This window comes from Enterococcus hermanniensis, from assembly GCF_001885945.1.
GTDB lineage: Bacteria > Bacillota > Bacilli > Lactobacillales > Enterococcaceae > Enterococcus_A > Enterococcus_A hermanniensis.
Window position 1 is genome coordinate 1 of sequence record NZ_JXKQ01000004.1, and the last position, 25,001, is coordinate 25,001.

The following is a 25,001-nucleotide window of genomic DNA, read 5'->3' on the forward strand; positions in this document are numbered from 1 at the left end:
TTCGAGTCCTACTGCCGGAGTTTTTTAAGACAACCAGTGATGGTTGTCTTTTTTTGAGCATAATAGTAATCTTAATATGCAAAAGCATGCTATGATTTTATTGAGGTGATGATATTTATGTATATAGAGATTGATAAAGAGCTAGTAGAGCGTCTTTCAAATTATAAAGATGACCGACTTGTTTTAGATTTGGATGATGGTGTCGGAAGATATACTAAAGTGGGTAGTTGTTCTTTGGACATTAGTTTCCGCTTGTTAGTTTTAAATAGAAATCAAGACCATTCCGATTATATGTATGATGTGGGCAGCGAGTTAGGTCCAATTGCTGTGAAAGACCATTCTAAATTGTATTTAGAAAACGAGATGTCTCTAGTCTTTGATTCTAGAATGTCATTAATAAAATTAAAAGGTCCAAGTGGTTTGATTGATGGTAATGTTCAAATTATCGATTTACGGAAAACAAAGAATTAAGGATTATTTTTCATTAAAATAATAAAAATGAACCTCTGATTTTTAAATGGTTTTAAAAAAATGGGGGTCTATAGCATCAAAGTTAGTGAGAACTTTGATGCTTTTTTGCTGATTAAGTGTTATCTAAGTAAATAATCAAGTGAAAGAGTTTCAAGTTTTAATAGTTAGATACCACGAAGCCATATTTAGGGGCTTTTCAACGAGGGAGTTTGCTCTTTTTTAATACTAAGAGTGCTTTAATAAAATAAATAATAGACATATAAAAATTCTCTTTCAAATTGAGATTTTTATATGTCTATTTATTTTTTTGTAAAAAAGGACCGATAGTTTGTTTCTACCGATCCTAAAAATTAGATATCTGTTTAATCTGGTCTTTTAATATCTAAAATTTTATCGAGATGGCTATAACTATTTCCGGCTAGGCGAGAGATGGGATCAAATGTTAACGGATCAATATATTCTTTTTCGACATTAAATAATTCTTCACTAAAATAGTAGTTTAGAACTTCTAAAATGAATAAATCACTAATGGTAATTTGCTCGTGATCTCTTATTTCAATATGTTGATGTAGTTTTACTTCATAACGGATAGGTGCTTCTTTGATAGCTGGAACTTCAATTGATTGGCTATCAACAAGTGTAATATTAAGACCATCTAATTCGCTGGTATCACTTGGAAGTGATGCTGCTGTTTGATTCATTAGTTTTAATACAGCGTCATTTACCAGATGAATTACACCTTCATGTTGCAATAATAAATTTTTAGCGGTATCTTTCATTTTGTTATCTTTGCGATTGATCGATAGACTGGTCAATGGTGGTTCTTTTGCTACGATATTGAAATAGCTGAATGGCGCAGCATTGACTAGCTTAGTTTGTTTGTTCATTGTAGTGATCCATGCGATAGGTCTAGGGATAATACTACCAGTCAAAAATTTATAATTTTGTTTTGCTGTTAGTTTATTAGCGGAATAGAAATACATACGAGTTCTCCTTAATTGCGTTTTCTATTTGCATCAGAGGTATCAAATGGTCGAACATATTCTTCAATTTCTTGTCGTTTTGCTTGCAAATGTGGAGGTAGGGATAAAATTTCTCCGGCATGTTCATATGTTTCATCTTCCAAGAATCCAGGACCATCTGTAGCTAATTCAAAAAGAACGTTCGGCGCAGCTAGAAAATATTCTGATTGGAAATAGAAGCGATCCACAAAACCAGAACTTGGAAATTCTAAGGCATTGATTTTTTCAATCCAGTCTCTTAAAGCTTCTTCATCGGAAACACGCAATGCTAAATGATGCACATTTCCATAGCCTTCTTGGGCTGGGATCATTGTTGGTTGGTCATCAACGATAATAGTAGCTCCATTCCCACCTTCAGCTACTTCAAATTGATGGAATGAACCTTCATAAGCTGTTTCTTTAAAACCTAGAAGATTTTCTAAAACTAATTTTAAGTGTTCAAATTTGGCAACTGTCACAATCGTTGGCCCCAAACCGAAGATAGCATGTTCTGCAGGGACATTTGAATTTTTCCAAGGTGTTCCGCCAGCTACTCCTTGATTTTTTTCATCAGAAACTAATTGGAATAATTGATCATCATAATCATGGAATTCTAAATATTTTTTTCCGAATCGTTCTTTGATTTCACTGTGAGCAATATTTAAATCCGTGAATCGTTGTTTCCAGTATTCAAGGGATTTGTCAGTGGGAACTCTAAAACCTGTTCTAGAGATACTGTTAGTTCCTTTTGTTCCTTTGGGAATATTTGGGAAGTCAAAGAAGGTCATATCTGTACCAGGTGCTCCAGTATCATCTGTAAAGTATAAATGATACGTTTCGATATCATCTTGGTTAACGGTTTTTTTTATCATACGTAAGCCTAAAATATCAGTAAAGAAGCGATAATTTTTCTCAGCACTAGAAGTCATAGCGGTAACATGGTGTAAACCACGGATTTGTGTATTCATTATAAATTCCTCCAATAATCAAATAATCTTACTAAAAGTAAGTATATTTGAAAGTGAACTATTTAGCAATAATATTGTCTTATTAAAAAAAGAGTTAAAAGTAAGTAGGATAGAACGAGGAGGGGTACAATGAAAAGACTTGTTTTATTTGATTTAGATGGAACATTGACCGATTCAAGTGAGGGGATTTTAGCAAGTTTAAGTTATATGATGAATAAGTTATCGTTAAAGATTCCAGATGATACTATTTTAGCTAGTTTTATAGGTCCACCATTACGAGACTCATTATCTACTATTTACGGAATGGATAATACAGAAGTAGAAATAGCTGAGAAGGTATATCGTGAGTATTTTGCCGAAAGAGGAATTCATCGATTAGCTGTTTATCCAGGTATTGAAAATCTGCTGAATGATTTGTCTTCTAACTATCTTTTAGCTATAGCAACCTCCAAACCGGAGATTTACGCAAAACAAATAGTAGAACAAATCGGTTTAACCCACTATTTTACAGGGATTTTTGGAGCTGATTTGGCTGGGCGACGCTCTAAAAAAGCAGATGTGATTGCGTATGCCTTAAATAAACTCAATACAAAGGAAGCCGTAATGGTTGGTGATCGGAAATTTGATATTTTAGGTGCTAAAGCAAATGAACTATCGAGTATTGGTGTTCTTTATGGTTTTGGCAGCCAACAAGAATTGGTAAATGCTAAAGCAGATATAGTTGTCGAGTCGGTGGATGAATTGACTGATGCAATTAGAAAATTAATTAAATAAAAAAAGCCCTCAATTGAGGGCTTTTAAACTATATTCGACTTAGTACCAGCCGTTTGCTTGCCAGAAAGCTTGAGCACCTTCCCATGAACCATAACGAGAAGTTACATATTGATCAGCAACACGTTCTTGGTTTGCTTCAGAGTAGTCACCATTTAAATATGAAGCAGATAATTGGTAGCGGCCGATGTATTGGCCGTTTGTAGCTGTATAAGAACCGCTAGATTCTTTTTGCGCAATCCATTCTTTTGCAGCGTTTGTACTAGTAGAAGTAGTAGCAGCTGTAGTTGTTGCTGTAGAAGTAGTAGCAGCTGTAGAAGTAGCTGTTGCTTGTTCAGTTGGCGTAGTTTCTTGCGTAGTAGCTGTAGAAGTAGTAGCCACTGGAGCAGTTTGTTGTGTAGTTGCTTGAGTAGTCTGAACAGGCGTTACAGTAGTATTTCCTTTAGCATCTGTATTGATTGTTAAGTTTTCGCCTTCAAAAATCATGTTAACGTTTGAGATGCTATTGTCTTTAGCGATTGAATTAACTAAGCTGTTATCGCCAGCAAATTTGATTGAGATTTTTGATAAAGTGTCACCAGATTTAACGATGTAGTTTTCAGCTGCGTGTGCATCGTTTGTTCCTAATCCAAAAGCAGCACCGGCTGTAAGTAACGCTGTAAGTACAAGAGTTTTTCCAAATTTCATTATGTAAATTCCTCCAAAAGTTTTAAAATTTAAATCAGTCATTTCGACTACGAGATATACTTTACCATCGATTGACATGTCATGGGTTATAAACGAGTAACAAGACGTTACAGTGTAATGTAAGAATGTAACAAAACTACGTCAAAATGGGCCTTTTGAAATACTTAAAGTCTATTATGACTTCCTTAAAAGCAAGGTATAACAGGCTTGGTAAGAGGAATTTGGCCAATGAATTTATTGAAAACGTTTAGCGTAACTGCAATGTTGCAATCTGAATGTAATAATTTTGCTAATTTTATCTTGGAGATAATAAGTTAATCGGACATTACTTCTTAAGAAAAGGTAAACAACGATTATTTTTAGCTAATCAAGCATATTGAAACGTACTAGAAATAAAGGGTAAGCCCTAAAAAAAAATTCCTATCTAATGACAGATAGGAATTTTTTTATAGCTTATCGATTAACGTACCATTATTTTTCTCTTCTAAGACAATTGACGTCGCGACTTTTCCATACTGCATCAAAGTTGCTAGCAGATCTTCGGTATCCTTGATGGATTGAACTTGTGCTTTGAGAATATAGTTTACTTCACCAGTCACAGAGGCTATGGAGGTAATTTCAGGTAGTTGCTCTACTATTTTTAAAAAGTGGGTATTTGTAATCGTTAGGTCGCTGATTTGAATAAATAAAGGAATGGTATATCCTAATTTACTATAGTCTATCTCAATTGAAAAAGAAGTGATGATGCCATTGTCGATCATTTTCTCAATTCGATTTTTTACACTAGGTTCTGAAAGAGCGACTTCTTTAGAAAGAGCTTTGATTTTGATACGGCTATCCTTGCTTAATGCTTTGAGAATCGCTAAGTCTGTTTGATCAATCATAAAAGGCTCCTTTAATTTTGTTAAAAAAATTAGGTGATAAAACTAGTTTAATCGAAAAATCAGGGGAAAGAAACTCATTTTCGCTATATTTTAAATAGACGTGTTTCTTCTATAATATAAGCAATCAAAGAAGTGGAGGAAATTAGAATGGAACGGAGCTTTAAAAATGATTTAGCGTTTGCGAAAAAATTGGATCAACAAGATGAATTACATAAATATCGTGAAGCTTTTTATCTTCAACCGGGAGAAATCTATATGGATGGTAATTCACTAGGGTTAGCTTCGAAAGCTGCTGTGATAGAATTAGAAGCAATGATTGAACGTTGGAAAAAAGAAGGCGTACGTGCTTGGAATGATCTGTATCTCTATGGGGAAAAGCTTGGTAAAATGATGTCTCCGCTAATCAATGCACTGCCTGATGAAGTTGTGGTTACCGGAAGCACGACGTCCAATATCCATTCAGCGTTAGCGACCTTTTATCAACCCACTAATGAACGGTATAAAATTTTAGTCGATGATTTAAATTTTCCAACCGATCGATATGCAGTAGACAGTATCGTAACTTTAAAGGGATACCAAGTATCTGATGCAGTAAAAGTTGCGAAAAGTCCAGATGGTGAATTCATTGATGAACAAGCAATGATTGAAGCTATGACAGAAGATGTGGCGTTGGTCTTATTACCTGCGGTCTTGTACCGAAGTGCACAACTTATCGATATGAAACGTTTGGCTAAAGCGGCTCATGAGCGAGGGATCATTATTGGTTTTGATTTGTGTCATGCTATCGGCGCAGTGGAAATAGATTTTCAAGCGATTCAACCAGATTTTGCGGTCTGGTGTACGTATAAATATTTAAACGGTGGCTTAGGATCAACAGCAGGCTTATATATAAATAAGCAACATTTTGGTCATACTCCTGGTTTAGCTGGCTGGTTTGGCAATCGAAATACAACGCAATTTCAATTAAAGCAAACATTTGAACATCAAGAAGATGCGAGCGGATGGCAAAGTGGTTCACCAGCTATTTTTTCAATGGCAACTTTAGAAGGTTCGCTTAAAATATTTGAAGAGGTTGGAATGAAAAAAATTCGAGCTGTTTCATTAGAAAAAACGGCGTATTTGATGTACTTGATCGATGAAAAATTGACACATTATGGTTATAGCTATGGAAATAAACGAGAAGACAGTGTTCGTGGGGGACATGTTTGTCTCCAACACCAAGAAGCTTATCGTATTGCGGCCGCGCTACGAGACTTAGGCGTCATCCCGGATTTTAGGGAACCGAATGTTATTCGCTTAGCACCGATAGCACTCTATACATCATATGAAGAAATCTATCAAGTTGTGGAAGTCTTAGCAAAGATCATTCAGGAAAAAAACTATGAGAAATACAGCGCTATTCGGTCAGCAGTTGTGTGATCGCGCTATATAGTAAGCAAAAAAACTCAGCCTATATATAAGGCTGAGTTTTTTTACTTTTTATAATGTTATGAGGGGTTTGATTATAAAAAGAGCCCTTCGATTTTCCAACTAAAAAAGGGGCGCTTCTGCCAAACACAAACTCTTACAATAAAAGCTTGATCAGACAAGTTTTTCGTTATAAAAAATAAGCCACCTGTCGGATTTGAACCGACGACCCCCACCTTACCATGGTGGTGCTCTACCAGCTGAGCTAAGGCGGCATAGTTATTTAATACAAGATATAGGATATCGAAGTGTTCCGTATTTGTCAACTGCTTACAAAAAAATAAGTACTCATAAATATAAATAACTCTAAAAAAAGTCGTCACTCATTGAGCAACAACTTTCTTATAGAGCTGATCGGAAAGACTACTGTAATTATTTTTTTGACTCCGAACATTTGAAAGTAAGATAATCCCGTCTTTTCCATCTTTAGAAAAATTAACAAATGTCTCGAAGCGCGCCTTCACACCATGACTATAGTACTTATTTTTTTGATTATAGATACCACTTGCATATGTTTCTCCAGTATAAGGAGCCCAGAGTTGTGTTCGTTCACTAGTGGTTAAATGTATTTCATCAAACAACGATTGGTAGTAATGATATAAATCTTCCGCTGACATAAAGATATTTCCAGTTCCTAGTTCATCTGCATAAGAAGAAGCGCTAGTTGAAGCGTAAACTAAACCAGCTGTGGACGAATTATAAGAAAGGGCTTGTTGACTATTTTTAACAGAATAGAAACTAGTTTCTTTTAAACCGAATGCTTCAATGATATTCTTTTGATAAAGTTTTTGATAATTTGTTTGATAGAGTTGTTCTAGTACACCAGCCAATAAAACATAGTTGACGGGTTGGTAAGAGTAATTAGTGGTCGGGGCAACTGTCGCTGAACGGACGGTTTCAGCTAATATTTTTTTAGTATCGGTCGTATTTAACGCTTCGACTTTCTTTTCATTGATTCTTAGGCCTGAGCTCATGTTTAACATATCTTTGATTGAAATATTTTCACTGTTTGGGATTTCGGGATAAAAATCACTTAGTTTTTGAGTAAAAGACAATTTTCCGGCTTTGATTGCTTGCATGATCAAGTAAGCTGTTTGGCCTTTTTGAACAGAACCAATGCAATATTGAGTAGAAAGACTATTTTTAATTTTTTTTCCTTGATCTTGCCAACCATAGGCTTTATTTAAAATAATTTTCCCATCCTTAAATACTAATGCTGTTCCACTAAAATTTTTCTCAACGAGTGTTTGTTCAATGGAAGCTGATACTTTATCTTTTGGTTCAATCGTGTTGGATAAGCTAGCGTCAGTTATTGGTTTTGTCATATTTTGGGGGTGATGAAGATAAACGACTAAGAAAATTCCCAGTAATAAGCTAAAAAATCCTCCCCAATAGTACTTTTTAAGTTTATTATTTTTGTGATGGCGGTACCGATTTTTAGACATAAAAAATTCTCCTGATTTTTTAAATTTAGGATTGCAACTTAAATAAAAAATTGCTATTATTAAAAAGTATTCTTCCGGCATAGCTCAGTTGGTAGTAGCGCATGACTGTTAATCATGATGTCGTAGGTTCGAGTCCTACTGCCGGAGTTTAAAAGATGTGATCAGTTGATCACATCTTTTTTTACACTTTAAATATGAATTTTTCATGAAAAAATTGTATGGATACAAGAAATTATACAATAGAATCAGTTCGCTTACCTTGATGCCTGGATAAAGCTTAGCACTGGCGATAAATAAATCAACTAACCATCGAAAGCTAAAGTTGTAAATCAATTGTCTCTTTGCCCGTTTAAGCGTAGAATGTGGAACAAGGAGGCGTTTTTTTTATGTCAAAAATCAAAAATGAACGAACCAAAGCTTTTCGTGAAGCTTTCGAAAAAAATTCAAAACAAGTCGCAGTGCAACGAGGCGTTGTGAAAAATGGTATCCGTACCTCTGCAGAAAATGTTCAAGCCCAAATTGAAAATGCACCGGTCTTTTCGATCGATCTAGCAACTGGAAAAGTAGCGAACCAAAAACAATCGGGGCGTTGCTGGATGTTTGCAGCATTGAATACCTTCCGTCATAAATTATTGACGTCGTTTCAATTAAAAGATTTCGAACTTTCTCAAAATTACACCTTCTTTTGGGATAAATACGAAAAAGCAAATTATTTCTATGAAAATATTTTAAATACAGCTGAACAACCAACGACTAGTCGTGAAGTTACATTCTTATTGCAAACACCCCAACAAGATGGCGGCCAATGGGATATGATCGTTTCATTATTTCAAAAATATGGTGTCGTACCAAAAAGTGTGATGCCTGAAAGCAGCAATAGTTCTAATTCACGTGATTTGAATAATTACTTAAATAAATTGTTGCGTAAACACGCAACACTATTGCGTCAAATGGTGGCAGAAAAAGCTTCTAATGAAGAAATCCAAGCAAATCGAGAAGCGATGTTGCAAGAAGTCTATAATTTGTTGGCGATCTCATTAGGTACACCGCCTGAAGTGTTTGATTTTGAATACCGTGACGATGAAAAGAATTATCATCTGGATCAAGGCTTAACACCGCAATCATTTTATGATCAATATATAGGTGTCAATTTGGATGATTATGTAAGTATTATCAATGCACCAACGGAAGATAAACCTTTTATGAAGTCTTACACTGTTGACATGTTAGGCAATGTTGTTGATGGCAAACAAGTAAAGTATCTGAACCTTGAAATGGAAGATTTCAAAGCTTTAGCAGTCAAACAACTAGAAGAAGGAGAATCTGTTTGGTTTGGTTGTGATGTTGGTCAATCATCTACACGTGACAGTGGTATCATGGCATTGAATGCATATGATATTGAAGATTTATTCGATGTCGACTTAACGATGACAAAAGCAGAACGTCTTGATTATGGTGAAAGTTTGATGACGCATGCAATGGTTTTAACCGGTGTTGATATGATCGATGATCAAGCGAAAAAATGGAAAGTCGAAAATAGTTGGGGAGAAAAAGTTGGTGAAAAAGGTTTCTTCGTAATGAGCGATGAATGGATGGACGAATACACGTACCAAATTGTTGTTCGTAAAGAATTCCTTTCACCAGACCAATTAGCTGCCTTTGAAGCGACACCAACTGTCTTAGCACCTTGGGATCCAATGGGTGCACTTGCATAACAATAAAGAGGAAAGACCTAAAACACTCATTGTTTTAGGCCTTTTTTATTTCGATCATTAACTATAGTGAGAAAAGCGTTTTCTGAGCGGCTATGCTATACTTTTAAAAAAAGGAGGCTGATTTGAGTGTCGAAACGATTAGCAGTTCAACATGCAGAAAATATGCGTGAATTAGGTGGGTATGAAACATTGGATGGCCGTAAAGTCGCATCGCGAAAATTGATTCGATCTGCTAGTATCAATCATATTGATGAAAAAGACCAATTGTATTTGCAAGATTACGGGATCAAGCAAGTGGTCGATTTTCGTTCTTTAGAAGAGCGTGAAAGTCAGCCGGATAAAACGATTCCGACGGCTGAGAATATCTTCTTGCCTATTTTTCCGATTGAAGAAACAGACACCGCTTCAGCTTCACCCAAAAAAATGTTGGAGCGGATGCAAGCTGGCATCCAAGCAACACAACAGATGATTGAAGTGTATACGCATTTTGTGACTGATGCTCATGTCCGTGGACAATACCGTAAATTTTTTGATTTAGTTCTAGCTAATCCCGCGCCTGAGCAAAGTTTATTGTTTCATTGTACAGCTGGGAAAGATCGAACAGGATTTGGTGCAATGTTGTTACTAAGTACACTGAAGGTACCGCAAGAAACAATCATGCAAGACTATTTAGCGACCAACCGTTATTTGAAGAAAGTAGTTCAAGAAATGTATCAAAAGGCGGAACAAGTAGGTGTTCCAGCAAACGCGTTACATGGGATCGAAGATATGATGTTGGCGAAAGCAGAATATATGCAAACAAGTTTTGATGAAATCAAAAAAAATTATGGAACGATTGATCAATTTATCAATGATGGAATCGGTGTCTCTTCGCAAGAAATCAAAGATTTGCAAAAAATTTATTTAATGTAGGGAGCTGACGAAATGAATGATTTGTTAGAGTTTTTACAATTACAAGCCAAAATCATCCCAGTCACCGGTGGCGATATCAATCAAACTTATCGTGTAACCGATGGTCAGCAAAATTATTTTTTAAAATATCACCCACAAATGTCTGGGGACTTTTTTACCGCAGAAGTAGATGGTTTGAGTGAGTTGAGCAATGCTGTGCGAGTGCCCAAAGTATATCAGCATGGGAGTTTTAAAGAAAATGCTTTTTTATTACTGGAATGGATTGAACCTGGTGAAGGAGACCAAAAGGATCTAGCCCAGGAATTAAGTAAGATTCATCAAATCAATGCGATCAAGTTTGGTTATAAGAAAAATAATTTTATGGGGTTATTGCCACAGATCAATACACGAGAAAAAAATTGGTGGGATTTCTATTTTAGCCATCGTTTAGAGGTGCAGATTCGAATCGCCAATGAGCGTAATCATTGGACAGAAGAACGCGAAAAAAATTATCAGTTATTTAAAGAGTGGGTTTATCAAAAATGGGGTACAATGTCAGTAGTGCCAACTTTACTGCACGGTGATTTTTGGAGTGGTAATACTTTTTTTGATACGCAAGGGCAACCAGTATTTGTCGATCCGGCAGTATCCTTTGGCCATCGGGAGATGGATCTAGCGATGTCTCAACTATTCGGCGGATTTCGTCAAGAATTTATCGTAAGTTATCAAGAAATCATGCCGATGCGTGAAGGCTGGCAAGACCGAATCGCGATTTATCAATTATATTATCTGCTCGTTCACCTGAACATTTTTGGTGAAAGTTATGGTGAATCAGTAGATCGAGTGTTAGCTTTAGGAGGAAAGTAATTGGGAAAGAGATACACAATTGAACATGAAGTAACTTATTATCAATGCGACATCAATCAAAATATGACATTTCCAGCATTGTTGAGTGTGGCAATCAAAGCATCTTCGGATCAAAGTGATGAGTTGAACCGTGGAACGGACTATATCAATACATTAGGGGTTACTTGGGTGATCACTCAAACCGAAGTTGCGATCAATCGTTTACCACAAGTTGGGGAAATGATAAAAATCACGACTGATCCAACTGAATTCAATCGGTTTTTCTGTTATCGGGATTATATCGTTTACTCTGAAACCGGTGATGAATTAGTAAAAATCACCATGTCCTTTGTCTTGATGGATATTGAAAATCGTAAAATGAGTAGCGTCGATGCAGATCTGATGGCTCCTTTTGAATCTTCACAAGTGAAGAAAATCAAACGTTGGCCAAAAATCGAAAAAGTTTCCGGCGAAGAACATCAATTGTACCATGTGCGTTACTATGATCTGGACAGTAATCATCATGTCAACAATGCCATGTATTTCAATTGGATCATCGACGTCTTAGGTTATGATTTTATGGCGCAACATGAGCCGACTTACGTCAATGTTAAGTTTGATAAAGAAGTATTATACGGCAATGATATCCAAAGTTTTTATGAAATTACAGCAGCTGATCAAACTGTTAGTTGCCATGAAATTCGCTTAGGAGATCAACTAGCGTGTGAAGCGAATATTTCATGGAAGAAAAGAAGCTAAATCCATTTTAGGATTTAGCTTCTTTTTCTGTCGGAACTTATTCTTCTAAAAAGCGTTTTAATTCTGTTTTTGATAGACGGGCATTTAACGCAATCAATAATTTGATGCGTGCTTTTTGGCTGTTGATTCCGTTACAAAAAATCACTCCATGTTGAGCCAGTTCAACACCACCGCCATGATAATCATAAACAGGTTCAGCAATACCATTGAAACAACGAGAAACTAAAACGATCGGCAAGCCTTTATCTAATAGATGATAAAAAGCAGGCAGAGTTTGAGGAGGGAGATTTCCAGCGCCCAAAGCTTCGACCACCATCCCGTCTACAGTGATCCCTTGATCTAGTAAGCGGAAAAAATCACCTTGCATACCGGCGAAAACTTTAACGATCGGAATCAAAGCAGCAAAACTATCAATATCATAGCGTGTGATTTTTGGCAATTCTTGTTTAAAGAGAATTTTTGATTTTGTGACCAGACCAATCGGACCTAATGTTGGAGTTCTAAATGTAGCGACATTCGTGGTATGCGTCTTGGTAACATAGCGGGCACTATGCACTTCATCATTCATTACGACCACTACTCCTTTGCCGATGGCGCTTTCAGAAGCAGCTACACGAATCGCACATTCAAAATTATATAATCCATCACTACCTAATTCATTGATTGAACGCATGGCACCCGTTAAAATGATAGGTAGGAGATCACCGATCGTGATATCAAGAAAATAAGCAGTTTCTTCCAATGTATCCGTGCCGTGAGTGATTACGACACTATCGATATTTTCTTTTTTTGCTTGTTTGATCCGTTCTTTTATTTGGAACATGATTTCCACCGTAATGTGAGGAGAGGGTAAATTTGAAAAATCCTCGACGATTAATTCAATATCAGCTGGTAAGCGTAATTCTTGTCCAGCAGCTAATAAGGGATTTTTTTTATCAGGGCGAACGGCTCCGTCAGAGTCTTGGCTCATGGAGATGGTACCGCCAGTATGTAAAATCAAGATTCGTTTCATTCGTATTACTCCATTCATTATTAGCACATCGTCGCTAATTTTATTCTGTCTTTATTGTATACTATGAAACGAAAGGGGGCTAGCAAACTATGATTCGAATTGGATTAACTTCTTTTAATGAACATGTCAGTTTGACCGGAAAGAAAAACTCGTCTCTTTATGACTATGCAGGATATTTGCCGTTAGTAGAATTGGATACAAATTATTATGCGATTACCAACAAGCATTCAGTCGAGAATTGGTTGAGCCAAGTGCCCTCAAATTTTAAATTTGTCGTCAAACTCTACGCGGGGTTCACGGGTCAAACCAAATGGGAAGAAAACTATCCTTCTATCACCGCGATGAGAGATCATTTTTTAGAAGTAATGGAGCCGATGATTAAAAGTAAAAAATTATTTTGCTTTTTAGCACAATTTCCCGCACAATTTAAATGTACCAAAGCAAGCGTGGCCTATTTAGAAACACTTGCTGAACTATTTAAAGAGTTACCACTAGCAATCGAATTACGTGATCATAGTTGGTATGCAAAAGAATTCCAGGAAAAAACCCATCAGTTGATGAAAAAATTGAGCTTTGGCCTTGTGATGGTAGATGAACCACAATTACCAGACACCGTACCATTAGATACAACCATTACCAATCAACAGTTTAGCTTATTTCGTTTTCATGGGCGTAATCAGGCGTATTGGCACGATCGAACAGGAGATTGGCGAAAAAAAAGAACCCTTTATCGCTACAATCAAGCTGAATTAAAAATTTTAGCTGAGAAAATTGAAAAAGTCGCAGAGAATTCAACAGAAGTTGGTATCATATTTAATAATAATTCGGGCGGAGATGCAGCCGATAATGCGCTCCAATTAAAAGAAATCCTTCAATTAAATTATGAAGGATTGAATCCGAGCCAAATTGATTTATTTTAAACGAGGGAGTTTTATGATAAAAGCTATTTTTTTTGATATTGATGGGACATTGACTACGAATGATTCAGAAGTCTTAGACAGCACGCGTGATGCTATCAAGTCAGCTCAAGCACAAGGAATTTTATGTGGAGTTGCTACAGGGCGCGGTCCCGTAAAAATAAAAGAACGTATCGATCATTTAGACTTGGATCTTTTTGTAATGTATAATGGACAGTTGGTTTATACACGGAATCAAGACATTTATTGTCGCCCCTTTACGAAGGCTATTTTAGATCAGATCGTTGATTTTGCTGATGAAGAACATCGGCAAATTATTTTTGGTGGACGTAATCGAATGGACGGTAGTCAATTGATGAAATGGTCACAAAAAGCTTTATTAAAACAGGTTGCAGGCTGGATGCCAAAGTGGTTTCCAGTAAGATCCACAAAACGTTTGTTACAATCGTTTAGTCCTAGACGTAAAAAAGGGCGCTATCGAAAATTATCAATCTTACAAGAACCGATTTATCAATGTGTCTTATTTAGCGCAGAAGAAGAAACACCGCGTTTACAAGAATTGTTACCGAACTGTTCTTTTCAACGGTCCAACCCTTATTCGGTAGATATCGTTCCTAAAGATGGATCAAAATATCACGGCATTATCGAATGCATCAAAGCCGTGGATATTAAGCCAGAAGAAGTGATGGTCTTTGGAGATCATTACAACGATATCGAAATGATCAAAAATTTTGGTATCGGAGTGGCGATGGGCAATGGCTTAGCTGAAGTCAAAGCACAAGCTGATTATGTCACGAGTACCAATGAAAAAGATGGTATTTTTCAAGCATTGAAACATTTTGAAATTATCTGATGCATCTAAAAAGTAGATTATATTGAAAAGAGGGAACAGATTGATACAAGAACCGTATCAAATGGCTCGTGAATTTCATGAGACGTTTGCGCCAGCACCTCCCAATGTTCCAACCGCGTTTACCCAAGAACGAGGGAATTTTCGAGCGGGATTTAAAGCAGAAGAAATCGTTGAGTTTTTATACGCCGTAGCTAAAGGCGATGAAAAACTTTTTGAGGAATATGTCGAAGAGCTGCATCAAAGTGTGGACCAAGCAAAAATAAAAGTCTTGACTAAAGCAGAAACAGTAGCAGATCCTTTGACTGCTGAAGTGGATGCGTTGACCGATCTTTTGTATTTTACCTATGGTTCTTTTGCATTAATGGGTGTTGATCCGCAGCCGATTTTTGAAATTGTTCATCGTGCCAATATGGGAAAGTTATTTCCCGGTGGAAAGCCACGTTACGATCCAGTAACCAATAAGGTATTAAAACCTGAAGACTGGGCAAAAAAATTTGCACCAGAACCTTTGATTCAAAAAGAATTAAACAGACAAAAAGGAAACGCCGAATAGGGCGTTTCCTTTTTTGATTAATCAAAGAACGTATAATAAAGGGAGCGCACAGCTAGCCGCTCTTGTTCGCTACGAATTGCAAAGATGATACAGCGCTCATCCGCTCCTTGAGAGATCATCCGTAAGTTAACATCTTTACGAGCAAATGCCGCCGTACTATCTGCCGTTATTCCTGGACGTTCCCGCATACCTTCACCAACTAAAGCTACGACCGAAAGACCATGCTCGATCGAGAGATCATCTGGTTTAATCTTTTCTTCGATTTGCTGCAATAAATTTGCTTCTATTTCACGCGTTAATTGATATTCACGTAGAATAATCGAGATATCATCGATACCAGAAGGCATATGCTCGAAGCGAAGATTGAAATCTTCTAAAATTTGAAGAATCCGACGAACGATTCCGACTTCACGATTCAGTAAATATTTGGCGATCGTGATAACACAAAAACCTGCAGCACTCGCAACCCCGACGACATCACTGCGTACTTCAGTGGTAAAGTTTTTCTTGATCAACGTTCCTTGGCAATCTGGATTGTTGGTATTCTTAATGATCACGGGAATCTGGGCCTTAAAGGCCGGCATCAATGCTTCATCATGAAAGACGGTAAAACCCGCATAGGTTAATTCACGAATTTCACGATAAGTTGCATACTCGATCAATTTCGGCTCATGGACTAATTTAGGGCTGGCAGAATAAATACCATCCACATCAGTAAAGTTTTCATATAAGTCGACATTTAGGCCAGCTGCTACGATCGAACCTGTGATATCAGAACCACCACGTGAAAAGGTACATAATTGACCGTCCTTCGTGTAACCAAAAAAACCTGGAATAATCAAAATTTCTTTTGAGTCTTGCCATTGAATAATTTTTTCATAGGACTCTTCTAAAATTAAAGCATTCTGTGGTTCGTTCGTCACGACGATACCTAATTCTTTTGGATTGATGTAACGCGCTTGGACGCCGCTTTTTTTAAAGCAAGCCGCAATCAGTTGAGCATTTAAATTTTCCCCACTGGCTAAAAAGCGATCTAGTGTATAAGGATCTAAGTCATTATAACTTGCTTGGAGTGCCTTTAGTTCTGAGGTGAAGGTATTTTCGATATCTTCATCTATGTGAAAAGCTGCAGCGATTTCAGTATATCTCGCGACAATCTCACGAATAATTTTTTCTGTCTGTTTATTATAGGCAACGGCATGATAAAAACTAATCAATAAGTCGGTGACCTTCTTGTCTTTATTGTTTCGCTTTCCTGGAGCAGAAACGACAACGAATCGACGACTGGCGTCGCTAGTGACGATGTCTAAGACTTTTTTTACTTGTTCGGCCGAAGCAACGGAGCTTCCACCAAATTTGATCACTTTCACTTTAATCACCTCTTATTTTAATGTGGATCTAATACTATCTGAAAAACCTACTGATTTCAAGAGGATTTTCGCCTTATTTTAAAAGAAAGTTTCATAAAAATTACATTTTTCTTAAACCAACATAGAATTGAAGGTCGATTTAAAAAATGCTAACATGAAGAGTGGCTGTGCAAGGACTTTTCGAAGGAATTCGAAACTAGCTAGTGAAGCACAAAGTCTTTTGTGTTATAATCTAGGTTAGATGTTTTTGCCAAAAAACTGATATAAACGAACCATTAAATAAAACTGAATCTTGACAAGCGAAAGGAAAATCATACATGGGAAGTAATGCAATCATAGGGATCGTAATCGGTCTAGTTATTTTAGCGGCCGTACTATACTTGGTCGGTTATCTGATGAAGAAAAAGAATCAAGAACGCTTAAAAGAGCTAGATAGAAGGAAAGAAGCATTGTTCGATCTTCCAGTCGTAGAAGAAGTCGACGAAGTCAAAAAAATGCATCTTGTAGGCCAAAGTCAAAATACTTTCCGTGAATGGAACCAAAAATGGACGGATGTTTCAACGAAATCTTTCGCAGAGCTAGAAAGTCAGATTTTTGAAGTTGAAAGTCAAAACGAAACCTTCCGTTTCATGCAAGGAAAATCAGCGATTGAAAGTGCTGAACGTACGATGACAGAAATGGAAGAAGAAGTTGAAGGCATCCGCACCGGTCTAAAAGAATTACGTGAAACAGAAGAACGCAATTCATTGGCTGTCCAACAAGCATTAGATGTTTTTGAAGAGTTGAAAAAAGACTTGAAAGAAAAGAAAGACAGTTTTGGCCCAGCTTTACCGGAAATCCAAAAACAAGTTAAAAATGTCGAAATCGAATTTACGCAATTCGTTACACTGAATACTTCAGGTGATCCAATCGAAGCCCGTGAAGTATTGGATGATGCAGAAAAGCATACCTATGAAGTTCAAGCAACGATGCAGAATGTACCAGTTATTTATGAAGATCTTGAAAAAACATTTCCAAGTCAAATCGATGAATTAGAGAAGACATACAATAAAATGATGTCCGACCACTTTGTCTTACCGGAAGATGATTTTGAAGAACGTTTGGATAAAGTCAAACGACATGTGGAACGTTCGCTAGAGGATCTAGAAAAAATTGAATTAAGTACAGTTGAAGCTGAGAATAAAGAAACGGCTGAATTGATTGATGAGTTATATGCGACATTAGAAAAAGAATTTGAAGCAAAAAAATATGTCACGACGAATCGCAAGACAATCGAAGAGTACATCTCACATGCCTCTCGTAACAATCACCAATTAATGGTAGAACTTGATCATACGTCTCAAAGTTATGCATTGAATAATAATGAGTTAGGTCGAGCGCGTGGCTTCCAAACAGAGATCGAAGAATTAGAACGTCGCAATCGCAACATGAATCCTCAAATCGACAAACATGAACTGCCTTACTCAGAAGTTCAAGTCTTTTACCGAGATGCATTTAAAGTGTTAGATGATATTGAAACGAAACAAGTTGAGATCGATGACGATCTTCATGAGTTACGTAAAGGTGAAAAAGAAGCGGCTGAAAAAATTGAAAAATATGAGTTCCGCTTACGAGCTCTGAAACGTTACGTAGAACAACAACGTTTGCCAGGGTTGCCAGGAGATTATTTGGAATTTTTCTTTGTTGCAACAGATCGAGTAGAAGAGTTAAGCAACTCATTGAATAAGATTCGGATCAATATGCAAGACATCAATAAATTGGTAAGTCTATGTGATGAGGACATCGAATTATTAGATCAAAAAACGTATGACTTAGTCGATGCAGCTGCATTGACAGAACAAATGATGCAATATGCTAACCGTTATCGTCATACTCATCCAGAAATTAAAATAGCAATCGAAAATAGTTTAGAATTATTCAATAAAGAATATCGTTATCAAGACGCCCTTGATGAAATCGGAACGGCGTTAGAACGAGTAGAACCAGGCGCATTCAAACGTATCGAAGATTTCTATTTCAATAATCGTGATTTAGTTTAAGCTGAGCAGTTGCTCAGCTTTTTTTATTTGTAAAGAAAAGGATACATTCCAATGGCAATAAGTATTATTTGTTAGGAATACTTGAAGAGTTCAAGCTTTCTCGCTATAATAGGAAAGAATTTTTGAAGGAAGGTTTAAACATGATTTATTTTGATAATAGTGCAACGACAGCGATCTATCCGTTAGCACTTGATACATATGTAAAAACGAGTCAGCGGGTGATGGGCAATCCCTCAAGCCTCCATGGCTTAGGAACACAGGCCAATCGTTTACTTCAGCAGGCGCGTAAACAAATTGCTGAATTAGTAGCTGTAAAAGAAAATGAGATTTATTTTACGAGCGGTGGAACTGAAGGCGATAACTGGGTTTTAAAGGGAACAGCAATTGAAAAGCGTGAATATGGGAATCATTTGATCATATCGAGTATTGAACATCCAGCAGTCAGCCGAACAGCCGAGCAATTAAAAGAGTTAGGCTTTGAAGTCAGTCTAGCACCAGTCGACAAAGCTGGAATTGTCCAAGTCGATAAACTAGCAGAATTGATTCGCCCAGAAACAATCTTGGTTTCGATTATGGGTGTTAACAATGAGATCGGGTCTATCCAACCAATCGAAGCAATCAGTGAGTTATTAGAAGCCTATCCAACGATCCATTTTCATGTCGATGCTGTTCAAGCAATCGGTAAAGTTGAACAAGCAAAATGGTTAACACCACGAGTAGATTTTGCCACATTTTCAGCACATAAGTTCCACGGTCCTCGGGGGGTTGGTTTTATTTACTGGAAAGCTGGCCGTAAGTTAGCGCCATTGTTAAATGGTGGTGGACAAGAAAGCGGACAACGAGCAACCACGGAAAATACTCCGGCAATTGTAGCGATGAGTCGTGCACTGCGGATCCATTTGGAAAAGAAAGACGAACGTCCGAATCACACTGGACTGATCCGTCAATATTTGAAAGAAGCTTTAGCTAGTTACGAAAAAGTAACGATTTTTTCTGGTGATGAGGACTTCGCACCACATATTTTAACGTTTGGGATCAAAGGGATCCGAGGCGAAGTATTGGTTCATGCCCTAGAAGAAAAACAAATTTATGTCTCGACGACAAGCGCTTGTTCAAGTCGTAAAAAAGTCGATAGCTCAACATTACATGCGATGAAGGTCCCACATGAAGTAGCAACGACGGCTATTCGCGTTAGTTTAGATGAAGCCAATACAATGGCTGAAGCTGAACAATTCATGGTCGTGTTCAATCATTTATATGAAAAGTTTTCCAAAATCAATTAATTTAAAAATACGGTCCATAATTAAGGAGAATGAATGTGCAATACACTGAGATAATGGTACGTTATGGTGAGTTATCGACAAAAGGTAAAAATCGTCGAAGCTTTATCATGCGACTAGCAAAAAATGTCCGTGGCGCTTTAGCAGAATTTCCCAATTTGAAAATTCATGCTGAACGTGATCGGATGCATATTTTATTAAATGGTGAAGATAGTCGATTGGTTTTACCAAAATTAGAAAAAGTTTTTGGAATCCAAACCTTTTCACCTAGTATCCAAGTAGAAAAAGACCTTGAAGCCTTAAAAGCCATGACACAAAAAATCATGCAAGAAATCTATACAGGAAAAGAAACATTCAAGATTACTGCTAAACGTAGTGATCACGCATTTGAATTGGATAGTCATGGAATCCAACAGTTTCTTGGCGATGCGGTGATTGATGTATTGCCGGAAATCAAAGCGCAAATGAAACACCCCGATATCAATTTACGTGTAGAAATCCGACGTGAACATGCATATCTTTCTTATGAAACCATCAAAGGTGCGGGTGGATTACCAGTCGGTACTAGTGGTCGTGGAATGTTGATGCTTTCTGGTGGGATCGATTCACCGGTCGCTGGTTACTTGGCGATGAAGCGTGGAGTCGAAATCGAAGCAGTTCATTTTGCTAGTCCACCTTATACAAGCGAGCAAGCGTTACAAAAAGCCAAAGATCTAACTGAAAAATTAACCCCTTATGTTGGTGGAATCCAGTTTATTGAAGTTCCTTTTACTGAGATCCAAGAAGAAATCAAAAAACGTAGTCCCCAAGGCTACTGGATGACCTTGACTCGTCGGATGATGTTACGTTTAACGGATGCTATCCGTGAAATGCGTCAAGGATTAGTTATCGTCAATGGTGAATCATTAGGTCAAGTAGCCTCTCAAACCTTGCATAGTATGGTTGCAATCAATGAAGTAACGACGACACCAATCATTCGCCCGGTAGTAACGATGGATAAAATAGAAATCATCGAATTAGCTGAAAAGATTGATACGTTTGAATTGGCGATCCAGCCATTTGAAGATTGCTGTACTATTTTTGCACCACCACAACCGAAAACACGGCCTAAATTGGAAAAAGTTTTAGAATTAGAAGAACGTTTGGATATTGAAGGATTGATGGCGCGTTGTCTAGCTGGTTTAAAGCAAGAAGCAATCAAACCTGCTCAATCAGAAAAAGCAGAAGAGTTTGCTGATTTATTATAAAAACGTGAGGGTAAGATAAAAGTAGAAATACTTTTATCTTATTCTTTTTTTTAATTTAGAAGGATTGCGAATTAAAAAAAGACGTGTTAAAATTAATTATGTGAATTATTTAACAAGAGCTGTTTTTTATTGTAAATGCAGTTAGTTAGCTAAAAATTTACTCACATTTAATGAATGGAAGGAGAGTAGTTATGGAAAAAATCATTGAAAAACCAAAATTATCAAAAGCGACGACCAAACGCTTATCTTTATATTTACGCTGTTTAAAAGGTTTAGAAAAAAATGGCGTTACCCGGATCAAATCGTCAGAGTTAAGTAAAATGACTCAAGTTGGTTCGGCAACAATCCGAAGAGATTTCTCTAACTTTGGTGAATTGGGACGGAGTGGTTACGGCTATAATGTAAGCGATTTAATCAAAGTCTTTAGTGAAATACTGGATACAAAGGAAGAGAAACGGATTGCTTTAATTGGCTGTGGGAATTTAGGGCAAGCGCTTTTGCATAATAATTTTCGTCGTAATGAAAATCTAAATATTGTCTGTGCTTTTGATAATGATCCGCTAAAGATTGGGAACGAACTCTGTGGCTATCAAGTCCATTCAATTGATGAGATGGATAAAGTTTTGAAACAAGAAAAAATCACGGTTGCTATCTCAACTGTTCCGAGTCAAAACGCTCAACAAGCCATCGATCAGGTAGTAGAAAATGGTATCACAGCGATCTTGAATTTTGCGCCAGATCCATTAGTTGTACCGGAAAATGTTCACGTACATTACATTGATTTGACTTCGGAATTACAAACATTGATTTATTTTGATGGACAGTAGGTCTTTACAAGTTTTCCTGTTCATTGTAGAATGATTCATACGATGATCAAGAGGAGTACATGAGAAAAAAAGTTTTAGAGAGAAAATGCAGGGCTGGAACATTTTCACTTTGACTCATGGAAGGTAGCTTGGGAGTTTTGTATTCTGAACGTTAGTAAGAATACACGGCGCATGACCGTTAACCCATGATTGAGCGGCAGAAAAATGTTTCTGCAATTTAGGTGGTACCGCGTATTTTACGTCCTAGAACACAACTGTGTTCTAGGATTTTTTTTATGAGTATCATTTGAATAATTTATTAAATAATCAATTTTTTTAGGAGGAATCGCTATGACTGAAAATTTACCAACAAAGTTTAATCCGCAAGAAGTCGAAGCTGGTCGGTATCAAAAATGGTTAGATCAAGATTTATTCAAACCATCTGAAGACAAAAAAGCTAAACCTTATTCAATTGTTATCCCACCACCAAATGTTACTGGGAAATTGCATTTAGGACATGCTTGGGATACGACCTTACAAGATATGATCATCCGTCAAAAACGGATGCAAGGATTCGATACATTATGGTTACCTGGGATGGACCATGCGGGAATCGCAACGCAAGCAAAAGTTGAAGAAAAATTACGTGAACAAGGCATCTCTCGTTATGATCTTGGACGTGAAAAATTTGTTGACCAAGTTTGGGAATGGAAAGATGAATATGCTGGACATATTCGTGAACAATGGGCAAAACTAGGTTTGTCATTAGACTATAGTCGTGAACGTTTTACATTAGATGATGGGTTATCGGATGCTGTCCGTAAAGTGTTTGTTTCACTTTATGAAAAAGAGTTGATTTACCGCGGCGAATATATTATCAACTGGGATCCACAAGCTAAGACTGCTTTATCTGATATCGAAGTTATCCATAAAGATCTGGAAGGCGCATTTTATCATGTTTCATACCCATTAGCAGATGGTAGTGGTGTTTTAGAAATCGCGACAACACGTCCAGAAACAATGTTAGGCGATACGGCGATTGCTGTTCATCCAGAGGACGATCGTTATAAAGATTTAGTTGGTAAAATGGCGATCTTACCGTTAGTAGATAAAGAAATTCCAATTATTGCTGATAGCTATGTTGACCGTGAATTTGGTACAGGGGCTGTTAAAATTACGCCCGCTCATGATCCAAATGACTTTGAGGTTGGTAATCGTCATGACTTGCCACGTGTAAATGTGATGAATCCTGATGGCAGCATGAATGAACGAGCTGGTAAATATGCTGGAATGGATCGTTTTGAAGCGCGTAAAGCAATCGTTGCTGATTTGAAAGAGATCGGCCGTTTGATTAAAGTTGAAAAAATGATTCATAGTGTTGGTCACTCTGAACGGACGGGTGTTGTTGTTGAACCACGTTTATCAACACAATGGTTTGTTAAAATGGCGCCATTAGCGGAACAAGCTATTGAAAATCAAGGAACAGACAACGCAGTGGAATTTTTCCCACCACGTTTTAACAATACGTTTATGACTTGGATGGAAAATGTCCATGACTGGGTAATTTCACGTCAATTATGGTGGGGGCATCGCATCCCAGCATGGTACCATAAAGAAACGGGCGAAATGTATGTTGGAATGGAAGCGCCGAACGATAGCGAAAATTGGGAACAAGATCCTGATGTTTTAGATACATGGTTTAGTTCAGCTTTATGGCCATTTTCAACTATGGGTTGGCCAGATGAAAACAGTGAAGATTACAAGCGCTATTTCCCAACGAGCACATTAGTAACAGGATATGACATTATTTTCTTCTGGGTAAGTCGAATGATTTTCCAAAGTTTGGAATTCACCGATGAACGTCCATTTAAAAATGTATTGATCCACGGTTTGATTCGGGATGAACAAGGCCGTAAGATGAGTAAATCATTAGGTAACGGGATTGATCCGATGGATGTAATCGAAAAATATGGTGCCGACGCTTTACGTTGGTTCTTATCAACTGGTTCTGCACCAGGACAAGATGTTCGTTTCAGTTATGAAAAAATGGATGCTGCTTGGAATTTTATCAATAAAATTTGGAATGCTTCTCGTTTTGTAATTATGAATGTCGAAGATTTCACTGCTGAAGACATTGATTTTTCAGGTGAAAAAACCGTGGCTGATCGCTGGATCTTGACGCGCTTGAATGAAACGATTGAAAAAGTAACCAACCTATTTGATCAATTTGAATTTGGTGAAGCAGGTCGTCAATTGTATAACTTCATGTGGGATGACTTCTGTGACTGGTATATCGAAATGAGTAAAGAGATTCTTTATGGGGAAGATGAAACAGCCAAACAAACAACGAAGAGCATTTTAGTTTATGTTTTGGATCAAACATTACGTTTATTACATCCGATTATGCCATTTGTTACCGAAGAAATCTGGGCTAAAATTCCACATACTGGCGAATCATTAGTTGTCGCTGCTTATCCAGTTGTTCAACCAGAAAACAATAATGAAACAGCAGCTAAAGGGATGGAAGTCTTGAAAGAATTGATTCGTTCTGTTCGTAATATTCGAGCAGAAGTGAATACACCACTTTCTAAACCAATTACTTTGTTAATCAAAACAAGTGATCCTAAAGTTGATGAATTCTTGATTGAGAATACTAGCTACATCGAACGTTTCTGTAACCCAGAAGAATTGGTGATTGCAAGTGATATCACAGCGCCTGATTTAGCGATGTCAGCGGTATTAACTGGTGCCGAAATCTACTTACCGCTAGCTGGTTTGATCAATATCGAAGAAGAAATTAAACGTTTAGAAAAAGAATTGGCGAAATGGACAGGCGAAGTGAAACGTGTCCAAGGCAAACTGGCAAATGAACGCTTTGTTGCCAATGCGCCAGAAAATGTTGTAACAGAAGAACGTGCAAAAGAAAAAGATTATCTAGAAAAACAAGCAGCGGTTCAAGAACGAATTGAAAGCTTACGTACTATTTCATAAAAATCACAGAAGCCAAAATAAAAGGAAT

General features: G+C 37.2%; 22 protein-coding genes, 2 tRNA genes and 1 other annotated feature. Of the genes, 16 read left to right on the plus strand and 8 right to left on the minus strand.

Annotated elements, in window-relative coordinates:
• Positions 1-117: 117 nt before the first annotated feature.
• Positions 118-471: an iron-sulfur cluster biosynthesis family protein gene (locus RV04_RS05375; RefSeq protein ID WP_071857454.1), complete on the plus strand. Its 354-nt coding sequence runs from the start codon at positions 118-120 to the stop codon at positions 469-471.
• 362 nt (positions 472-833) lie between these two features.
• Here RV04_RS05375 and RV04_RS05380 read toward each other — a convergent pair whose 3' ends face one another.
• A complete protein-coding gene (locus tag RV04_RS05380; RefSeq protein ID WP_071857455.1) occupies positions 834-1,454 on the minus strand; it encodes a flavin reductase family protein in 621 nt (206 codons plus the stop codon).
• Positions 1,455-1,465: 11 nt separating this feature from the next.
• Positions 1,466-2,440, minus strand: coding sequence for a ring-cleaving dioxygenase (locus RV04_RS05385; RefSeq protein WP_071857456.1), 975 nt, complete (start codon positions 2,438-2,440; stop codon positions 1,466-1,468).
• Between the two features lie 129 nt (positions 2,441-2,569).
• On the opposite strand from RV04_RS05385, the gene RV04_RS05390 reads away from it, so the two are divergent.
• Positions 2,570-3,214 (plus strand): HAD-IA family hydrolase, encoded by a 645-nt coding sequence (locus RV04_RS05390; protein ID WP_071857457.1) that lies wholly within the window; start codon positions 2,570-2,572, stop codon positions 3,212-3,214.
• Between the two features lie 39 nt (positions 3,215-3,253).
• On the opposite strand, the gene apf is transcribed toward RV04_RS05390, so the two are convergent.
• Complete coding sequence (gene apf / locus RV04_RS05395; RefSeq protein ID WP_071857458.1) at positions 3,254-3,898, minus strand: aggregation-promoting factor; 645 nt, start codon at positions 3,896-3,898, stop codon at positions 3,254-3,256.
• Between the two features lie 446 nt (positions 3,899-4,344).
• Positions 4,345-4,782, minus strand: a complete 438-nt coding sequence (locus RV04_RS05400) for an Lrp/AsnC family transcriptional regulator (RefSeq protein WP_071857459.1) — start codon at positions 4,780-4,782, stop codon at positions 4,345-4,347.
• A 147-nt stretch (positions 4,783-4,929) separates the two neighbouring features.
• On the opposite strand from RV04_RS05400, the gene kynU reads away from it, so the two are divergent.
• On the plus strand, positions 4,930-6,201 hold the full coding sequence (kynU, locus tag RV04_RS05405) for a kynureninase (RefSeq protein ID WP_071857460.1): 1,272 nt from the start codon (positions 4,930-4,932) through the stop codon (positions 6,199-6,201).
• A 190-nt stretch (positions 6,202-6,391) separates the two neighbouring features.
• Here the strand turns inward: kynU and RV04_RS05410 are convergent.
• Positions 6,392-6,464, minus strand: a tRNA-Thr gene (locus RV04_RS05410).
• 108 nt (positions 6,465-6,572) lie between these two features.
• Entirely contained in the window at positions 6,573-7,694 is a 1,122-nt protein-coding gene (locus RV04_RS05415; RefSeq protein ID WP_071857461.1) for a serine hydrolase domain-containing protein, read from the minus strand.
• 73 nt (positions 7,695-7,767) lie between these two features.
• On the opposite strand from RV04_RS05415, the gene RV04_RS05420 reads away from it, so the two are divergent.
• The 5 genes from RV04_RS05420 to RV04_RS05440 all read left to right on the plus strand — a co-directional run bounded on the left by RV04_RS05420 (position 7,768) and on the right by RV04_RS05440 (position 11,905).
• Positions 7,768-7,841, plus strand: a tRNA-Asn gene (locus tag RV04_RS05420).
• Positions 7,842-8,080: 239 nt separating this feature from the next.
• Positions 8,081-9,409 (plus strand): C1 family peptidase, encoded by a 1,329-nt coding sequence (locus RV04_RS05425; protein WP_071857462.1) that lies wholly within the window; start codon positions 8,081-8,083, stop codon positions 9,407-9,409.
• 126 nt (positions 9,410-9,535) lie between these two features.
• Positions 9,536-10,321, plus strand: a complete 786-nt coding sequence (locus RV04_RS05430; RefSeq protein ID WP_071857463.1) for a tyrosine-protein phosphatase — start codon at positions 9,536-9,538, stop codon at positions 10,319-10,321.
• Between the two features lie 12 nt (positions 10,322-10,333).
• Entirely contained in the window at positions 10,334-11,167 is an 834-nt protein-coding gene (locus tag RV04_RS05435) for a fructosamine kinase family protein (RefSeq protein ID WP_071857464.1), read from the plus strand.
• Positions 11,168-11,905, plus strand: a complete 738-nt coding sequence (locus tag RV04_RS05440) for an acyl-[acyl-carrier-protein] thioesterase (RefSeq protein ID WP_071857465.1) — start codon at positions 11,168-11,170, stop codon at positions 11,903-11,905. It begins immediately after the preceding gene.
• A gap of 37 nt (positions 11,906-11,942) precedes the next feature.
• Here the strand turns inward: RV04_RS05440 and RV04_RS05445 are convergent, their stop codons facing one another.
• Complete coding sequence (locus RV04_RS05445; protein WP_071857466.1) at positions 11,943-12,917, minus strand: asparaginase; 975 nt, start codon at positions 12,915-12,917, stop codon at positions 11,943-11,945.
• 89 nt (positions 12,918-13,006) lie between these two features.
• Here RV04_RS05445 and RV04_RS05450 point away from each other — a divergent pair, with 89 nt between their 5' ends.
• From RV04_RS05450 to RV04_RS05460, 3 genes are all read left to right on the plus strand, one after another.
• Positions 13,007-13,837, plus strand: coding sequence for a DUF72 domain-containing protein (locus tag RV04_RS05450; RefSeq protein WP_071857467.1), 831 nt, complete (start codon positions 13,007-13,009; stop codon positions 13,835-13,837).
• A 13-nt stretch (positions 13,838-13,850) separates the two neighbouring features.
• A complete protein-coding gene (locus RV04_RS05455) occupies positions 13,851-14,687 on the plus strand; it encodes a Cof-type HAD-IIB family hydrolase (protein WP_071857468.1) in 837 nt (278 codons plus the stop codon).
• A gap of 61 nt (positions 14,688-14,748) precedes the next feature.
• Complete coding sequence (locus RV04_RS05460; RefSeq protein ID WP_071857692.1) at positions 14,749-15,240, plus strand: pyrophosphohydrolase domain-containing protein; 492 nt, start codon at positions 14,749-14,751, stop codon at positions 15,238-15,240.
• A gap of 17 nt (positions 15,241-15,257) precedes the next feature.
• On the opposite strand, the gene RV04_RS05465 is transcribed toward RV04_RS05460, so the two are convergent.
• Positions 15,258-16,610 carry an aspartate kinase gene (locus RV04_RS05465; RefSeq protein WP_071857469.1) on the minus strand — a complete coding sequence of 451 codons (1,353 nt, stop codon included), beginning with the start codon at positions 16,608-16,610 and terminating at the stop codon, positions 15,258-15,260.
• Between the two features lie 317 nt (positions 16,611-16,927).
• On the opposite strand from RV04_RS05465, the gene RV04_RS05470 reads away from it, so the two are divergent.
• The 5 genes from RV04_RS05470 (at position 16,928) to RV04_RS05490 (ending at position 24,973) form a co-directional block, all read left to right on the plus strand.
• Positions 16,928-18,649 carry a septation ring formation regulator EzrA gene (locus tag RV04_RS05470; protein WP_071857470.1) on the plus strand — a complete coding sequence of 574 codons (1,722 nt, stop codon included), beginning with the start codon at positions 16,928-16,930 and terminating at the stop codon, positions 18,647-18,649.
• Between the two features lie 140 nt (positions 18,650-18,789).
• Positions 18,790-19,932, plus strand: coding sequence for a cysteine desulfurase family protein (locus RV04_RS05475; protein ID WP_071857471.1), 1,143 nt, complete (start codon positions 18,790-18,792; stop codon positions 19,930-19,932).
• Positions 19,933-19,967: 35 nt separating this feature from the next.
• Positions 19,968-21,176 carry a tRNA uracil 4-sulfurtransferase ThiI gene (gene thiI / locus RV04_RS05480; RefSeq protein WP_071857472.1) on the plus strand — a complete coding sequence of 403 codons (1,209 nt, stop codon included), beginning with the start codon at positions 19,968-19,970 and terminating at the stop codon, positions 21,174-21,176.
• 191 nt (positions 21,177-21,367) lie between these two features.
• Positions 21,368-22,003: a redox-sensing transcriptional repressor Rex gene (locus RV04_RS05485; RefSeq protein ID WP_071857473.1), complete on the plus strand. Its 636-nt coding sequence runs from the start codon at positions 21,368-21,370 to the stop codon at positions 22,001-22,003.
• A 33-nt stretch (positions 22,004-22,036) separates the two neighbouring features.
• Positions 22,037-22,252 (plus strand) — a binding site (T-box leader).
• Between the two features lie 81 nt (positions 22,253-22,333).
• Positions 22,334-24,973, plus strand: coding sequence for a valine--tRNA ligase (locus RV04_RS05490; protein ID WP_071857474.1), 2,640 nt, complete (start codon positions 22,334-22,336; stop codon positions 24,971-24,973).
• Positions 24,974-25,001 lie beyond the last annotated feature (28 nt).